The organism is Xanthomarina sp. F2636L, assembly GCF_026410195.1.
Classification (GTDB): Bacteria; Bacteroidota; Bacteroidia; order Flavobacteriales; family Flavobacteriaceae; genus Xanthomarina.
In genome coordinates this window covers 796,034-811,324 of the sequence record NZ_JAPMLM010000068.1, presented here as the reverse complement: position 1 = coordinate 811,324, position 15,291 = coordinate 796,034, and the positions used below count along the sequence as shown (strand labels likewise).

General features: G+C 32.6%; 15 protein-coding genes. 2 read left to right on the top strand and 13 right to left on the bottom strand.

The features are described 5' to 3' along the window. Positions 1 to 32 precede the first annotated feature (32 nt). Both OS191_RS11045 and OS191_RS11040 read left to right on the top strand, forming a co-directional pair. Positions 33 to 971: an HU domain-containing protein gene (locus tag OS191_RS11045; RefSeq protein ID WP_267155745.1), complete on the top strand. Its 939-nt coding sequence runs from the start codon at positions 33 to 35 to the stop codon at positions 969 to 971. Between the two features lie 362 nt (positions 972 to 1,333). Then, entirely contained in the window at positions 1,334 to 1,843 is a 510-nt protein-coding gene (locus tag OS191_RS11040) for an acyl-CoA thioesterase (protein WP_267155744.1), read from the top strand. Between the two features lie 67 nt (positions 1,844 to 1,910). On the opposite strand, the gene OS191_RS11035 is transcribed toward OS191_RS11040, so the two are convergent. The 13 genes from OS191_RS11035 to OS191_RS10975 all read right to left on the bottom strand — a co-directional run bounded on the left by OS191_RS11035 (position 1,911) and on the right by OS191_RS10975 (position 15,214). Further along, positions 1,911 to 2,525, bottom strand: a complete 615-nt coding sequence (locus OS191_RS11035; protein WP_267155743.1) for a hypothetical protein — start codon at positions 2,523 to 2,525, stop codon at positions 1,911 to 1,913. Next, entirely contained in the window at positions 2,516 to 4,117 is a 1,602-nt protein-coding gene (locus tag OS191_RS11030) for a hypothetical protein (protein WP_267155742.1), read from the bottom strand. The genes OS191_RS11035 and OS191_RS11030 overlap by 10 nt, the downstream gene beginning before the upstream one ends. Before the next feature lie 369 nt (positions 4,118 to 4,486). Next, entirely contained in the window at positions 4,487 to 5,719 is a 1,233-nt protein-coding gene (locus OS191_RS11025) for a murein hydrolase activator EnvC family protein (RefSeq protein ID WP_267155741.1), read from the bottom strand. Continuing rightward, positions 5,720 to 6,499: a lipoprotein insertase outer membrane protein LolB1 gene (gene lolB1, locus OS191_RS11020; RefSeq protein ID WP_267155740.1), complete on the bottom strand. Its 780-nt coding sequence runs from the start codon at positions 6,497 to 6,499 to the stop codon at positions 5,720 to 5,722. Further along, positions 6,499 to 7,860: a tetratricopeptide repeat protein gene (locus OS191_RS11015; protein ID WP_267155739.1), complete on the bottom strand. Its 1,362-nt coding sequence runs from the start codon at positions 7,858 to 7,860 to the stop codon at positions 6,499 to 6,501. Before OS191_RS11015 ends, lolB1 begins: the two co-directional genes overlap by 1 nt. A gap of 42 nt (positions 7,861 to 7,902) precedes the next feature. Further along, complete coding sequence (locus OS191_RS11010) at positions 7,903 to 8,922, bottom strand: sugar phosphate nucleotidyltransferase (RefSeq protein WP_267155738.1); 1,020 nt, start codon at positions 8,920 to 8,922, stop codon at positions 7,903 to 7,905. 76 nt (positions 8,923 to 8,998) lie between these two features. Continuing rightward, complete coding sequence (gene dut / locus OS191_RS11005) at positions 8,999 to 9,433, bottom strand: dUTP diphosphatase (protein ID WP_267155737.1); 435 nt, start codon at positions 9,431 to 9,433, stop codon at positions 8,999 to 9,001. 66 nt (positions 9,434 to 9,499) lie between these two features. Beyond that, positions 9,500 to 10,963 carry an oligosaccharide flippase family protein gene (locus OS191_RS11000; protein ID WP_267155736.1) on the bottom strand — a complete coding sequence of 488 codons (1,464 nt, stop codon included), beginning with the start codon at positions 10,961 to 10,963 and terminating at the stop codon, positions 9,500 to 9,502. Between the two features lie 59 nt (positions 10,964 to 11,022). Continuing rightward, positions 11,023 to 11,529, bottom strand: coding sequence for a hypothetical protein (locus tag OS191_RS10995; RefSeq protein WP_267155735.1), 507 nt, complete (start codon positions 11,527 to 11,529; stop codon positions 11,023 to 11,025). 118 nt (positions 11,530 to 11,647) lie between these two features. Further along, positions 11,648 to 12,508 (bottom strand): ATP synthase F1 subunit gamma, encoded by an 861-nt coding sequence (gene atpG / locus OS191_RS10990; RefSeq protein WP_267155734.1) that lies wholly within the window; start codon positions 12,506 to 12,508, stop codon positions 11,648 to 11,650. 45 nt (positions 12,509 to 12,553) lie between these two features. Next, complete coding sequence (gene atpA, locus OS191_RS10985; RefSeq protein ID WP_267155733.1) at positions 12,554 to 14,134, bottom strand: F0F1 ATP synthase subunit alpha; 1,581 nt, start codon at positions 14,132 to 14,134, stop codon at positions 12,554 to 12,556. A gap of 42 nt (positions 14,135 to 14,176) precedes the next feature. Continuing rightward, positions 14,177 to 14,713: an ATP synthase F1 subunit delta gene (gene atpH, locus OS191_RS10980; protein ID WP_267155732.1), complete on the bottom strand. Its 537-nt coding sequence runs from the start codon at positions 14,711 to 14,713 to the stop codon at positions 14,177 to 14,179. 6 nt (positions 14,714 to 14,719) lie between these two features. Continuing rightward, positions 14,720 to 15,214, bottom strand: coding sequence for a F0F1 ATP synthase subunit B (locus tag OS191_RS10975; RefSeq protein WP_267155731.1), 495 nt, complete (start codon positions 15,212 to 15,214; stop codon positions 14,720 to 14,722). Between the last annotated feature and the right edge of the window lie 77 nt (positions 15,215 to 15,291).

Here is a 15,291-nt window from a genome sequence, read left to right as displayed (position 1 = left end):
GTTCGCATTCAAAAATTACTAACTTTGTTTTTATGCAATTAGAATCTTACATAAGCGACTTACTATATAGATATGAATGTGTTACAGTTCCTGAGTTTGGAGCTTTTTTAACACAACGTGTTTCGGCTACCATTCACGAGACTACAAATGCCTTTTATCCTCCAAAAAAGAAACTATCTTTTAACGAGCAAATCCAGGCAAACGATGGTATTTTAACCCATTATATTGCCGATGTAGAAAAGATTCCTTTTGAAGAAGCTTCAAAGAAGATTGAAAAACGTGTTAAAGCCTTAAAATCTTATCTCACTGAAGGGGAAACCATCTCCTTTAATAATATTGGCGAGCTTTCATTAAATAATGAAGGCAAGATGCTTTTTGAGCCTTCTTACCATTTAAACTATTTAACAGATGCTTTTGGTTTATCGCAATTTGTGTCTCCTTCTGTTAACAGAGAAGTTTACAAAGAAGCCGTTCAAGAAATTGAAAAAGTAATTCCAATTGCAGTTACTCCAGAAAGACGCAAGTCTAGAGGGTATTTAAAATATGCTGCTGTAGCAGTAATTGCACTTACTATAGGTGGATTTGTTGCTTCTAATTATTATGTTGAAAACATAAACTCTCAAAATCAAATAGCTCAAGAAGAAGCCAATCAGCAACTTGAAAGTAAAATTCAGGAAGCTACTTTTGTTATCGAGAATCCACTTCCAGCCGTTACTTTAAACGTGAAAAAAGAAGTTGGCAATTACCATATTATTGCTGGTGCCTTTAGAGTTGAAGAAAACAGCGACAAAAAAGTAGAAGAGCTTAAAAGCTTAGGCTATGATGCTAAAAAAATTGGTGTCAACAAATACGGTTTACACGAAGTGGTTTACGCTAGTTACCAAGACCGTTTAGAAGCTTTAAGTGCTTTAAGAGAGGTAAAACGTTCGCATAATACAGCCGCTTGGTTGTTGGTGAAAGAATTAGACTAGTTTTGTCCTTTAGAGGGAGAAATGACCGAAGAATCTATCGTTCTATAATTACGAAACTTTGATTAATAGATTCCTCCTAATGGTGGAAATCGAAGATTCGATGATGTCAATAACAATGCCCTTAAGAAGCCTGCCTGCCGTCAGGCAGGAAGGTACGACTGAAGAATCTATATTTTTATAATTAACTCTACTTTAAATAATAGATTCCTCCTCTCGTCGGAATGACAAATTATTACAAAAAAAACGTAGCGATTTTTCGTTGCATTGTATTTCATTTTCAGTGACAAAATTTTCATAATTCGTAAGTTTAAAATCCAAAATGGGCTTACCTTTGCATTTCATTTAATAAATGTCAACCCATCATGTCTATAAAAACCCCGAAACAATCTAGAACCATTATGACAGACTTAGTGCTGCCAAGTGAAACCAATCCGTTAAACAACTTATTTGGTGGCGAATTACTTGCTAGAATGGATCGTGCGGCTAGTATTGCTGCTAGAAGACATAGCAGACGTATTGTGGTTACAGCTTCTGTAAACCACGTGGAATTTAATCGTGCTGTTCCTGTTGGATCTGTGGTTACGGTTGAAGCTAAAGTATCTCGTGCGTTTAGAAGCTCGATGGAAATTTACTTAGATGTTTGGATTGAAGACAGAGAATCTGGACAAAAAACCATAGCCAACGAAGCTATTTATACCTTTGTAGCAGTAGATGAAACCGGACGTCCCGTACAAGTTCCTGAAATTACTCCAGAAACCAAATTAGAAAAAGAACGCTTTAAAGGCGCTTTAAGACGCAAGCAATTAAGTTTGGTTCTTGCTGGAAAAATGAAGCCTAAAGATGCTACAGAGTTGAAGGCTTTGTTTGTTTAGTGTTTTTTTAAACTAAAAAAAAAAGCCTCTTATTCTAATTTAGAATAAGAGGCTTTTAATAATCAATTTATGAAATATTGCTTTGATAAATAATTTTCCAATTATCCACTTCTTTTTGTAAAACATATACTAGTAACGACACATCCAAGCCATCGCCGTAAATATAAACGGTAACAGCAGCTTTTGTGTAATCTTTACTAAACTCTACATTAGAAAAACTTATAATGGCATTAACACCATATTCTAATTTCTCTATATTTTTAATTTGTTTTTTAGGCAGAAACACTACATTCTCATTACCAATAAATTTAATAAAGCTCTTCTTATCTATTATATTTCCTTTATTGTTCTGTTTTTGCAACTGCTCTACTAAAGACCAATAATCATGGTTTATGCTTACTTTCTCTTTAAGTTTACCTTCATTATATTTATAAAAATAATTTGAAATATTGTTTCCAAATTTATCATTTACAAAATTTTCATTTATGGCATACTTTAATTTTTTACCACTTTTAGGTTTAGAATCTATAGAAATTGTATCATGTTTTTCGTTAAATGAAGGAAGCAGTTTTGGAATACTATTATAAACAATTCCTATAACTTTTATCTCTTCGTTGTTGTTTTGACAAGAAGAACACAAAATAACTAGAAAAACTAAAATATAAATAACTCTTAATTGCATACTTCACTATTTTCTACTATGATTGGTCTATAACTCTCATATATTAAATCCATTTCCATTGAAAGTAGATTATCAGCATCCCATCTTCTTATACCATCCCAAGCAAATGCTTTGTAATAATCTATTGGATAGCTATTGTTGTCATATACCCTTAAAGCACTTGCTATTGGGTTTATATATTTATTTGTCATATATATGTGCTCAATATGACCATCTCCATATAAATCTTTATAGTGTTTATATTTTTCAAACAATAAAGACCTATTATTAATATCAATCCCAGATTCATATTCTACAACATATTTAGTTAACTCTGCATGTATAGATTCATGGAGAATCATTTTTGCTATATCAATAGAATTTGTATTAATATCTTCAATGATTATTTTGATTATTCCTGTCTCTGCAAAATAATTATCATCCGTACAAGCTAGATCAGTCATGACACATTCACCTACAGTAAATATTAGGTTTGCATTACGGTTGTCTATAAAAGCACCTACTGTTTCTCTAAACAGTGATGAATTATCGGCTTTTAACTTATTATAAACGCAATTTAATTTTTCATTTGCTAGAAACGTAGAGTCTAAAATAACATTATTTGCATGATCAAAGTATCCACCTTCATTCATCGCCTCAATACCAGCAACAACAAAATCCAAAGTAGCTGGATTGCTGCAATTATCTCCTTTTCCTAAATAATTAGCAAGTGCTTTAATCTCGCTAGAGCTTGCGCTATTTAACCATGTTTGTATAGACGTATTGCCATTGAATGCATATTCGCTTAAACAATTGGCAACCTGTTGATCAAAAGGTATAGAAACCGTTGGAGATGTGGCATCCTCTTTTGGTTTAGGGTTGTTGGGATCAGTTGGTACGCCTCCTCCTGAGTTGTTTTCTCCATCTGGTATCTCATTATTATTAGGAAACTCTTCTGGACCATTTCCTTCTGTATTTTCTTCAGTACCATTTGTAATCGAAATTTGAATTCCAACACAATCACAAAAATTTCCTGAATCAGGATTAACCCCTCCAACATGATCGGGTACATTACATGCACATACATAAGATGTAGTAAAAGTTGTTTGTATTTCCTTATTAAACACATCGTCCATTAAATTTACTTCATCAATATCTTCTTTAGCTATCTTATTAGTTAAATCTACAAATTGCTCATTAAATAAAGCCTCTTTTTCACTTTCTGATAGGTTATAGGACACCAAGGACACTTTGTAGGTGCCATCAGCTTGTAAAGAAAATAAAATGTTTTCCAAGGCTACGGTTGGGTTGTCCCTTATTACTGGAAAGGTATAAGAGTGGTAACTGCCATTAGTGTTTTCCATATAGGTGGCAACATCTGTATCTATATAAAAATCATAAGCACTGGAATGTACCAATCTGTTTTGTGGGCTTGAGCCTTTTGTTTCTGTTTGCTTCTTGATTTTAGTTATGGAATTTACCAAAAGGTTGTTTTGTTGCACTGTTTGATAGTTTATTTTGGTAATACTATACTTGGTTTTTAAAGTTTGTGGGGTATGTTCCTGTTTTATAAATGAATCATCATCTTTTTGACAACCAAGTACACCAAACAATAAAACTAAGATTAAACTTTTAGATAAAAAACGCCTTAGCTTTACGCTTTTAAAATTTTGAATTTTGAATTTTGAATTTTGCTCATAATAAATAATTTTTAAATTTATATAGCATAAACCTAAAAGTTAAATTTAAAATATCTTCTACGTGTTACTACGTATTTTTCCTACTTTTCGATGAAATGCATGGTTGTGGTTACGGTTTTTCCGTAATGGATTGGGTATTGATTAAGATATTATAGAAGAAATAGATTCCTCCAAGCATTTAAATTGAAGATGTGACGTAGTCAATAACACAGAGACTCTTCGCTTTGCTCTGAATGACAAATCACATCTTGTAAATCTCCCAAAAAAGGTTTCAAAATGTTATCACATCTTGTAAATCCAATCTGCTGGATTTTGAGTGGAGCTATCTTTAAAAATACTAAAGTTTAATTGGGTTTCTTTGTTAGAAGGGTTGGTAAACACTTGTCCTATTTCTTGTTTGGTAGATACATTATCCCCTTTTTTAACATACACTTTCGAGAGGTTTTTGTAAACCGTTACATAATTACCATGTTGTATTAAGACCGAAAGATTACCATGTTTTATGGCTTGTACAGCAAGTACTTTTCCGTTGAATACAGCACGAATTGGAGCCCCTTCTTCTGTAGCTATACGTACCCCATTACTCTGTATCATGACTGTTTTTACTACCGGATGTGGTTGTTTTCCATAACGCAGTTTTACAATACCTTTTTCTACTGGCCAAGGCAGTTTTCCTTTGCTAGACACAAAATTACTTGCTAATAGTTTGTCTTCGGGTGTTAAAGCAAAACCTGTAGAGGTAGTCGTTGTTGTTTTACCCTTCGTTTTATTAGATGCAGCAATAGCCTCACGGATAATTTTTTCGATTTCACGATCAATTTTATCTGCTTCGCTTTGCTTTTGTCTGATTTGTGAGGTGTAATTATTTAAATTTTTATTGATAGAAGCCATCAGGCTTTCTTGCTGTTTTAATTCGACTTCCAGTTCTCTTTGTGCCACTCTATTTTCGTCGATAAGCTTTTGTTTATCTTCTTTTTGTTTTAATAAAGCTTTGTTAGTTTCTTGTAATTCGGCTGTTTTAATTTTAATAGATTCTCCTTGCTCTTTTTGGTATTCTGCATACTGATTGATGTATTGCACACGCTTATAAGCTTGTTGGAAATTGCTAGACGATAATAAAAACATGACTCTGCTTTGTTCACTTTTACTTTTATAGGAGGTAACAATCATTTTAGCATAATTGTCTTTAAGTGTTTGAAGCTCGTCTCTTAATTCAGTAATTTTCTTTTGATTGGTGTTTATTTCTCGAGTCAGTAAATTGGCTTGTTGATTGGTAATTTTTATCAAATTTCTACGCACACTCACTTTATAACTCAAATCTTCAATAAGAGATGTTTGCGATTTCTTTTCAGATTTGTTTTTGAATAATAAATCATTTATTTGCTTGATCTCTCTTCTAAGTTCCTGACGTCGCTCCTCTAACTCTTGTTGTTTCTTGCTTTGTGAAAACCCAACCACACTACTGAAAGTAAAAACCAGTAGAAATATGTATTTAAAAGTGTTTTTTTGCCTCATTTATTTTAAGACTATTTCTTCGAATCCTGAAGGTATGCTAAAAGGATATCTTAAATCTTGGTTCAAAGATACAGATTTGAATTCCATTTCTATAACAGTTTCTTTGTCTCCTTCCAACACAATTATTTTAATATTTTCAGGCAAACTTTGTTTCTCTACTTTTTGGTAATTTAAATAATCTATTTGAAGAAATCTCGCCTCAATAGTTTGAGCCAACTGTTGTGAATCCATTTTAAAATGGCTTGGATTTATAATATAAAACAACTCAAAAAGCGCTAATTGTTCTTTGGGCTGAAACAGATATGCATCGTTATTTACAGACATGCTAAAATCTGTTTTGTTTAGCGGATACAAAGGGTCTCCAAGCAACAGGTTTTGTACTTTTTCAAAATCCAATTCTGTGCCTAAAATATCACTTAAAAAACGAAAATCTCCATCGAAATAGGTGTTGTCCAACTTGTTGTAATACCTTACCTTTTCAGGCGTAATCATTACTCTAATTATATTAAAAGACGAGCTAATCCAGATTATTTGGTCTTTCAGCATTCTAAACGAAACTGTGTGTGTTTGAGAGTCGTTTCCTTGGGTGTAACCTATTCTAACTTTAGCCTGAAGGGTTTTAAAATCTGCCGAAATTTTAGAATTCTCTTTGATAACTTCTTTTGAAGATAAATTTAAATTTACAGAACCATCAGAAGCTATTTTCGTGGATTTACATCCCAAAAAAGTCACTAACATGCATCCTATAACTAGATATTTTTTAAGAAAAGGTAATTTCATTAATTTGGAGATTCTAACTTATTGGCTTTATCACTAAACGCTTTGGCTTTATTTGTATTGTTTAACTGCATATAGGCTAAGCTAAGTTGCTTATAAAAATCGGCTTCCATTTTCGTGTCGTCTATTACGTAATCAAGTCCGGTTTCTAAAGCATCAATAGCTTTTTTAGGCTTTTCAAGTTTATTTAATGCCACACCGTTAACTAAATACAGTAAAGGTTGAGAGGGATATTTTAATAAAGCATCTTCACTTTTAACTACAGCTTCATCATAGTGTTCTAAGTCGATATTTAAAAGAAGGACATTTTTTAATACACTAAAATTATCAGAATCTATTTTTAAGGCTTCGTTAAAGTACTCCAAGGCTTTAGGTTTATCACCTTTTGTTAAATAGTATTGTGCTAACTCTATTTGACTTTTTTCATTGGTATCATCTAAGGTAAAGCTAGTTGCGTCAACCAAATCTTGTTCATATTCCGGGTTTTCTCCAACAAACTTCACAAAATCGGTTAAGACCATCATTTTAGCATCTGGATTTATTTGTGGACTTTGAAGCACAACTTTCATAGAAGCAATAGCTAGTTCTGGATTGTTTTCTTCTAAATAAAACTTGTAAAGAGCCAAGTGCACCAATTGTGAGTTTGGCTTAATTTCCAAGAGTTTTTTTGCCGTTTCAAAAGCTTTTACTTTATCGTTGTTTTCGCTATATCTATAAATTAAAGCCAGATAATTTGATTCTTCGTCAGGATTATCTTCAACCCGAGTTTCTAAGTTTTCAATTTGGTCCTTTTTTCTACCAGTTGCCGTATAAATTTGATTTCGCATTAAATCTCTAGAAGGCGTAATACCTTGTTCTTTATCTAATTCGTCTAAAATCTCCAGGGCATCGTTATATTTTTTAGATTTAAAATATAACATGGCCAGATCTTCTTTATAATCTGGATGATATTTTACTAACTGCTTAACTGTTTTTATAGCCTTATCCGAATCATTTTGTTCTGCATAAATACTGTAAAGTTCATCTAAATACCACTCATTATCCGGCTGGTATTTTATGGCTTTTTTTAAAGCATCTTCTGCTGCTCCAAAGTTTTTTAACAGATGATAATTTTTTCCTAATTCAAAATAAAAAACAGATTCCTTTTTATCTAGGTCAATACATTTTAGAAGTGCAGTTACTGCACGATCGTAATTTTCAATTCCCTTTTGTTTTAAAGCTTCATAAAAGAATTCCTGAGTTTTATCTTCAACGTCTCCTAAATCATCGTCTGGGGTTTTATTGAAATCTATTTGCGCATAATTTATCTGTGGAATGAAAATTATTCCGAAGAAAAAAATGAGGATGTAGATTTTGTTTTTCATATTTAAATAGATGCTTCGTCGAGCACAGAATGATATTCTTTGTTATTCTAAAACCGAATAGTCGCCAATACTCACTTTTGTAAACTTACCATCGTAAGTAACATAATTACCTATCATTGCGTCGTCTAAATTAGCGTTTTTAATAGTAGTATGGTTTTGTATTAAGCTATTTTTAACGGTTGAAGTCTCAATCGTACAATTGCTACCAATAGAAACATTTGGGCCTATGGTTGCATTGTTTAAAACCACATTTTCACCTATAAAACAAGGCTCAATAATAGTAGAGTTATTATTTATAACTGTTGAAGCAATTAGTTGTTCTTTACCATCAGCTTGCAAAAAACCTAACATTCTAGCATTGGTTTCTATAGTTACTGGTTTGTTTCCACAATCCATCCATTCGTCTACTGTTCCGGTTTTAAATATCTTTCCCTTTGCCATCATTCCTTTAATTCCATCATTAATTTGATATTCTCCTCCATTAATAATATTATTATCTAGCACATGTTGCAATTCGTCTTTTAAAACAGCTACCTCCTTAAAGTAATAAATCCCAATAACAGCCAAATCACTAACAAAGGTTTTTGGTTTTTCAACCAGTTCGATAATTTCTTTATTATCATTTAACTTAACCACACCAAAAGCATCAGGCTTATCTACTTGCTTCACCCAAATTACAGCATCTGCTTCTGGGTCTAAATTGAAATCGGCCCTAATTAAAGTATCAGCATAAGCAATAACTGCAGGTCCAGAAAGAGATTCTTTGGCACACATAATGGCATGACCTGTTCCTAAGGGTTGATCTTGACGATAGATGGTAGCTTTGGCATTTAAACTTTTTGCAAGTTCTTCTAAGCTAGAAACTACATCGTCTCCAAACCACGCTGGATCTCCAAGTACAAAAGCGATTTCTTCGATAGGCTGATTTAAAACCTTTACAATATCCTTTACCAATCTATGGACAATGGGTTGTCCGGCAACTGGAATTAATGGCTTTGGTACTGTTAAACTATGTGGACGAAGACGAGAGCCTCGTCCTGCCATGGGTACTATTATTTTCATCTTTTAAAGTTGAGTCGTTTTTTGTTTAATTATTGATTTACTATTTGATTAAAAATCGTTAATCATAATTCATTAATCATTTTGTTCCAGTGCTTCCAAAACCACCTTCACCTCTTGAGGTTTCGGATAGTTCTTCAACTGTAATCCATTCTGCACGTTCGTGTTTTGCAATAACTAATTGGGCAACACGCTCACCATTTTCTATAGTAAAATCTTCATTTGAAAGGTTTACAAGAATTACACCAATTTCTCCTCTATAATCTGCATCGACCGTTCCTGGGGAATTTAAAACAGTAATTCCTTTTTTGGCAGCCAAACCACTTCTTGGTCGTACTTGCGCTTCGAAACCTATAGGCAATTCGATAAATAGACCGGTTTTTACAATGGTTCTTTCTAATGGCTTAAGTGTTATAGATTCGGTTAAGTTTGCTCTTAAATCCATACCTGCAGACGCTATAGTTTCATAGTGTGGTAAGGCATGAGTGGATTTGTTAATTATTTTTATATTCATGTTTATTGTCGCTAAAGTGGTAATCTATTTTAAATTATAATATTTTGAGACCTAAAAGACCTTAAGCTATGTTTTTTTTAATAATCTTTTTAAATCATTTTTTTCTAGTTGAAAAACTAAAGCTAAAAATACAATTAATGCTGAAATTCCAACAACATAATTCCCTCTAAATCCATAAAACGTTATCGATGAAAGTCCTATTGACAGAAATAAATACCATGAGATTTTTTTAAGATTATAAGGAATTGGGTAATATTTTCTTCCGTAATAATATGATATCACCATCATGGATGCATATGCAGCTAATGTAGCAAAAGCAGAACCTACATAACTAATTATAGGAATTAACCAGAAATTAAGGGCTAAGGTTAGAAGAGCGCCAAATACTGAAATATAGGCACCAAATTTGGTTCTATCTGTTACTTTATACCAAACTGATAGGTTATGATAAATTCCTAAACACAAATTAGCCAATAAAATAATTGGTACAATTATCATGGCTTGCCAATAGGCTTCATCTCCAATTAGGATTACTTTTAAAACATCGGCAAAAACGACAACTCCTAACAAAATAATTGAACCAAAAATGACAAAGTACTCAAGAATTCTAGCGTAATTCTTTTTAGGGTTTTCAGTATTTACATGACTAAAAAAGAAAGGTTCTACACCCAGTTTATAAGCCGTTACAAAAAGCGTCATAAACATGCCTAATTTGTAACAGGCAGAATACATACCAATCTCAGTTTTCGCGATATTTTCTGGTAAGAGCTTATCTAGAAGAATTCTATCGAAAGTTTCGTTTATAGAAAATGCAACTCCAGCAATTAGAACGGGAAAAGCATAACGCATCATCTGTTTCCAAAGACTTGTATTAAATGTGAATTTAATTTTGAAGTAAAAAGGCAACATTATTAACAAAGTGACAGCACTAGCTACCAAATTGGCAATAAAAATATAGTTGATTTCAAAATTAGGTTTGTATATGGATGCCAACAAAGAACTTTCTGTTGCTAAGTCTTTCAACCACAATAGGAAGAATAAATTTAACCCTAGATTAATGACTACATTTAAAATTTTTACAAAAGCATATTTTACAGGTCTTGCATTAGCTCTTAACCAAGCAAAAGGAATGATAACCAAAGCATCTAGTAATAAAATCCATATAACTAGATTGATGTATTCGGCTTTAATATCTATAACACTTGCAATCTGATTTTGAAAAGCTAAAGCAAAAACAAAAAAGAAAATGGATGAAATAATTAGGGATATGGAAGAGGTTCCAATGACTTTCGATTTATCATCTTCTTTATGGAAAAACCTAAAAAAAGCTGTTTCCATTCCATAAGCCAAAATAACATTAAATAAAACGAAATAAGAGTAAATTAAAGACACATCTCCATAATCTGCAACAGATTTTAAGACGCTTTCGTCTGTGTGTAAACGCACTAATAAAAAACTTAACATTCGTGGTAGCACTGTTGCTAAACCATAAATAAAAGTTTGTTTAAATAGAGATTTTAAAGTACTCAAGTGGTTGTTTTTATGCTGCTAAATATACAGTTTTATAAGATGCCACACAACGAATTAAATTAAGGCTCTCTTGGTGGAGCAGAAGGATATTCTTCTTTGGGTTTTTCTATGAGGTTATTTACTTTTAGATATTTGGTTGTTTCGTTCTCAATATAACTGATAACACACTCCTTATCTGATAATTTAAAAGAGGAATTGGCTTCTTTATTTGGTTGTTTGTTACCAAATTCTTCTTGTCCATTATTACTCATAATAAGGTCTTCTCTTTGATTGTCTTTAGTTTTAATATTTGCAACGTATGCTATTTTTCCAATTTCAATTTTAGCTTTATAACCTCTAAAATAAACAGAATCGAAAACCACATTGTTTTTATTTGAAATCACGTTTATTAGCATATGGTATCCTGAACCTCCACCTTGTACACCTGCAATCCATCTTTGAAAACTCACTTCACCTAACTCAAAAGAGGCTTGTTCTTGAAGCTTTTGAGCGCTAGAACATTGTGTGAATGTTATAAGGATACTTAAAATTAAAATAAATCCCAGAAACTGCTTTTGTGTTTTCATTGTGTTAGTTGTTGTTTTTATAAAGATACTAAATCAAATTCTGTTCCATAAAAAAACCTCACTTATACAGTGAGGTTTTACTATTTATAAAATTTGGCACTTTCGTACAAATAATAATCTAATTATTAAGTGCTTCAGCTCCACCAACAATCTCGAGGATTTCGTTGGTTATAGCAGCTTGACGTGCTTTATTGTAAGTTAATTTTAATTGATCTCTCAACTCAGTTGCATTGTCTGTTGCTTTATGCATAGCAGTCATACGAGCACCATGTTCTGAAGCAAAAGAATCTCTAATTCCTTTATATAATTGGGTTTTTAAAGACTTAGGAATTAACTGCTCTACGATTTCTATTTTTGAAGGTTCAAAAATATAATCTAAATTTACATTCGCATCTGCTTCAATTGGAACAATTGGTAAAAATTGTTCTGTCATAATTTCTTGTGTCGCAGCATTTTTAAATTTATTGTAAACAAGTACTATTTTATCGTATTCGCCAGTAACAAATTTATCCATAAGGGTTTGTGCAATATCCGCAACATTATCGAAAGTTAAATCATCGAAAATAGTACTTTCATTTGCAACAACTCTATTGGTCTTTTTAAAGGCATCGTTTGCTTTTTTACCAACTGCTATATAAGAAACTTCTTGGTTAGCATAAGTAACTTTAGTTAATTTACTTACCTCCTTTATAATGTTAGAATTAAACGCACCACATAATCCTCTGTTAGAAGTAATAGCAACTAAAAGTACTTTTTTAACTTCTCTTTGTTCTGAAAATTTACTTCCAGAATCTGCATCTAAAGTGGCACTTAAACTTTGTAAAAGCTCTGTTAACTTATCTGCATAAGGACGCATTGCTGTAATAGCATCTTGTGCCTTCTTTAATTTTGCAGCAGATACCATTTTCATGGCACTGGTAATCTGCATCGTGGAAGATACCGATGAAATTCTGTTACGTATTTCTTTTAAATTTGCCATATTTTAGAATATGAAATAAGATTCCCACTTTCGTGGGAATATTAATTATGCTTTATATTTTCCTGATAAATCTTTTGCTACTTCAGTTAAAACATCTGTAACTTCATCAGTTAATTTACCTGCTTTTAAAGTTGCTAATACATCTGCATGTTTCGCTTTTAAGAACTCGATAAAATCTCTTTCAAACTCTTTTACTTTAGCAACTGGCACATCTCTTAATAAGTTTTTAGAACCTGCATAGATAATTGCTACTTGGTCTTCCACTTTAAAAGGATCGTTTTGTGCTTGCTTTAAGATTTCAACATTTCGCTTTCCTTTCTCAATAACATTTAAAGTAACAGCGTCTAAGTCTGAACCAAATTTCGCGAAAGCTTCTAATTCACGATATTGTGCTTGATCTAGTTTTAAAGTTCCTGATACTTTCTTCATAGATTTAATCTGTGCGTTACCACCAACACGAGATACAGAAATACCTACGTTAATTGCTGGACGTACTCCAGAGTTAAATAAATCTCCATCTAAGAAGATTTGTCCATCTGTAATAGAAATTACGTTTGTTGGAATATATGCTGATACGTCACCTGCTTGTGTCTCAATAATTGGTAAAGCTGTTAATGATCCACCACCTTTAACCATAGGTTTTAAGGTTTCTGGTAAATCGTTCATTTCTTTGGCAATAGCATCGTTATTGATAACTTTTGCAGAACGCTCTAATAATCTTGAGTGTAAGTAGAAAACGTCTCCAGGATACGCTTCACGTCCTGGTGGACGACGTAATAATAAAGATACCTCACGGTAAGCAACTGCTTGTTTTGATAAATCATCAAATACAATTAAAGCTGGTCTACCAGTATCTCTAAAATACTCTCCAATAGATGCTCCTGTAAAAGGTGCATATACTTGCATTGCCGCAGGATCTGATGCGTTTGCAGCAACTATTGTTGTGTAAGCTAAAGCTCCTTTTTCTTCTAAAGTTTTAGCAATTAAAGCTACTGTTGAAGCTTTTTGCCCAACTGCTACGTATATACAATATACAGGGTTTCCTGCATCATAAAATTCTTTTTGATTTAAAATGGCGTCAATACACACTGCTGTTTTACCAGTTTGTCTATCTCCAATAACCAACTCACGTTGCCCTCTACCAACTGGAATCATAGCATCAATTGCTTTAATTCCTGTTTGTAATGGCTCAGTAACTGGCTCTCTAAAAATAACACCTGGAGCTTTACGCTCTAAAGGCATTTCGTATGTTTCACCAGAGATTGGTCCTTTTCCATCAATAGGGTTTCCTAATGTATCTACCACACGACCAACAATTCCTTCACCTACTTTAATAGATGCGATACGTTCTGTACGTTTTACTGTAGAACCTTCCTTAACTCCTACTGAAGTTCCTAATAGTACAATACCAACATTATCTTCTTCAAGATTCAGTACAATACCTTCTGCACCTCCTTCAAATTCAACTAATTCTCCATATTGAGCGTTAGCTAATCCGTAAGCACGTACAATACCATCACCTACAGTTAATACTGTTCCAACTTCGTCCAATGTAGCTCCTGCTTCGAAACCTGATAGTTGTTGCTTTAAGATTGCTGATATTTCAGCTGGTTTTACTTCTGCCATCTTTTTAAATATTTAGATCCTTCGACAAGCACTGGGCAAGTCTTAGTTTAATGTAAATTCTCTTTTTAACTTATTTAATTTGTTCGCAATACTTGCGTTATATTGAGTATCTCCAACACGTAGAATAAAACCTCCTAGAATGCTTTCGTCTACCATACTTTTAATTTCAACATCTTTACCTGTAAGCTCTTTAACTTTAGCCAATACCTTTGTTCTTAATTCGTCTGTTAAAGGCACTGCTGTTGTAACTTGAGCTATTTGAGTTCCAGTTAATTCGTCAAATAAAAGATTGTATTTTAAAGCAACTTCTTGTAAAAGTGGTAATCTTTTATTTATAATTAAGGTATCAATTAAATCACTAGTAAGTTCATTAGAGTCTTTAAAAACATCTAATAAAACAGATTTTTTAATTGAAGAACTCACAACAGGACTTTGAAGCATATTGTTTAAGTCTGTGCTTTCTGCTATAGTCTTAGCTATTAGCTTCATATCATTATTTACAATCTCAGTTGTATTTTTATCTGATGCTAAACTTAAAACTGCTTTTGCGTAACGTATTGCTGCTCTTGCTCCTGCCATTATGTATTAGTTTAATTTTGCTTCACCTAACATAGACTCAACCAATTGTATTTGTTTGTCTTTGTTAGAAAGTTCTGCACGTACTACTTTTTCAGCTATATCAATAGATAAATCTGCAACATGTTTTTTAAGTTCTGCCATTGCGGCTTTCTTTTCGCTTTCAATGGCTGCTTGAGCTTGTACTATTATTTTGTCTGCCTGGGCTTGTGCTTCACCTTTAGCATCATCAATTAGTTTGTTTTTAATATCACGAGCATCTTTAAGTAATGCTTCACGTTCTGCTCTAGCTTCTTTTAAAATACGCTCATTATCGGCATGAAGATTCTCCATTTCTTTACGAGCATTTTCAGCAGATGCTAATGCTGTTTTAATACCATCTTCTCTATCGCTTACAGCTCCAAGAATTGGTTTCCAAGCAAACTTTTTTAAGACAATTAGTAAAAACAAAAATGTAATTACTGTCCAAAAGACAAGTCCTAAACCGGGTGTAATTAAATCCATTCCTTAATTTATTTAGTTTTTAATCCCACTAGGTGGGTATACTTTTGAGGTTTACCTCAATTAAAATTTAATTTTTA

Excerpts from the sequence above, each read along its gene's own strand:
- OS191_RS11025 (WP_267155741.1), bottom strand. The coding sequence starts at position 5,719 with ATGAGGCAAAAAAACACTTTTAAATACATATTTCTACTGGTTTTTACT.
- atpG (WP_267155734.1), bottom strand. The coding sequence starts at position 12,508 with ATGGCAAATTTAAAAGAAATACGTAACAGAATTTCATCGGTATCTTCC.
- OS191_RS11010 (WP_267155738.1), bottom strand. The coding sequence starts at position 8,922 with ATGAAAATAATAGTACCCATGGCAGGACGAGGCTCTCGTCTTCGTCCA.
- dut (WP_267155737.1), bottom strand. The coding sequence starts at position 9,433 with ATGAATATAAAAATAATTAACAAATCCACTCATGCCTTACCACACTAT.
- OS191_RS11035 (WP_267155743.1), bottom strand. The coding sequence starts at position 2,525 with ATGCAATTAAGAGTTATTTATATTTTAGTTTTTCTAGTTATTTTGTGT.
- atpA (WP_267155733.1), bottom strand. The coding sequence starts at position 14,134 with ATGGCAGAAGTAAAACCAGCTGAAATATCAGCAATCTTAAAGCAACAA.
- OS191_RS10995 (WP_267155735.1), bottom strand. The coding sequence starts at position 11,529 with ATGAAAACACAAAAGCAGTTTCTGGGATTTATTTTAATTTTAAGTATC.
- lolB1 (WP_267155740.1), bottom strand. The coding sequence starts at position 6,499 with ATGAAATTACCTTTTCTTAAAAAATATCTAGTTATAGGATGCATGTTA.
- atpH (WP_267155732.1), bottom strand. The coding sequence starts at position 14,713 with ATGGCAGGAGCAAGAGCAGCAATACGTTACGCAAAAGCAGTTTTAAGT.
- OS191_RS11015 (WP_267155739.1), bottom strand. The coding sequence starts at position 7,860 with ATGAAAAACAAAATCTACATCCTCATTTTTTTCTTCGGAATAATTTTC.
- OS191_RS11045 (WP_267155745.1), top strand. The coding sequence starts at position 33 with ATGCAATTAGAATCTTACATAAGCGACTTACTATATAGATATGAATGT.
- OS191_RS11040 (WP_267155744.1), top strand. The coding sequence starts at position 1,334 with ATGTCTATAAAAACCCCGAAACAATCTAGAACCATTATGACAGACTTA.
- OS191_RS10975 (WP_267155731.1), bottom strand. The coding sequence starts at position 15,214 with ATGGATTTAATTACACCCGGTTTAGGACTTGTCTTTTGGACAGTAATT.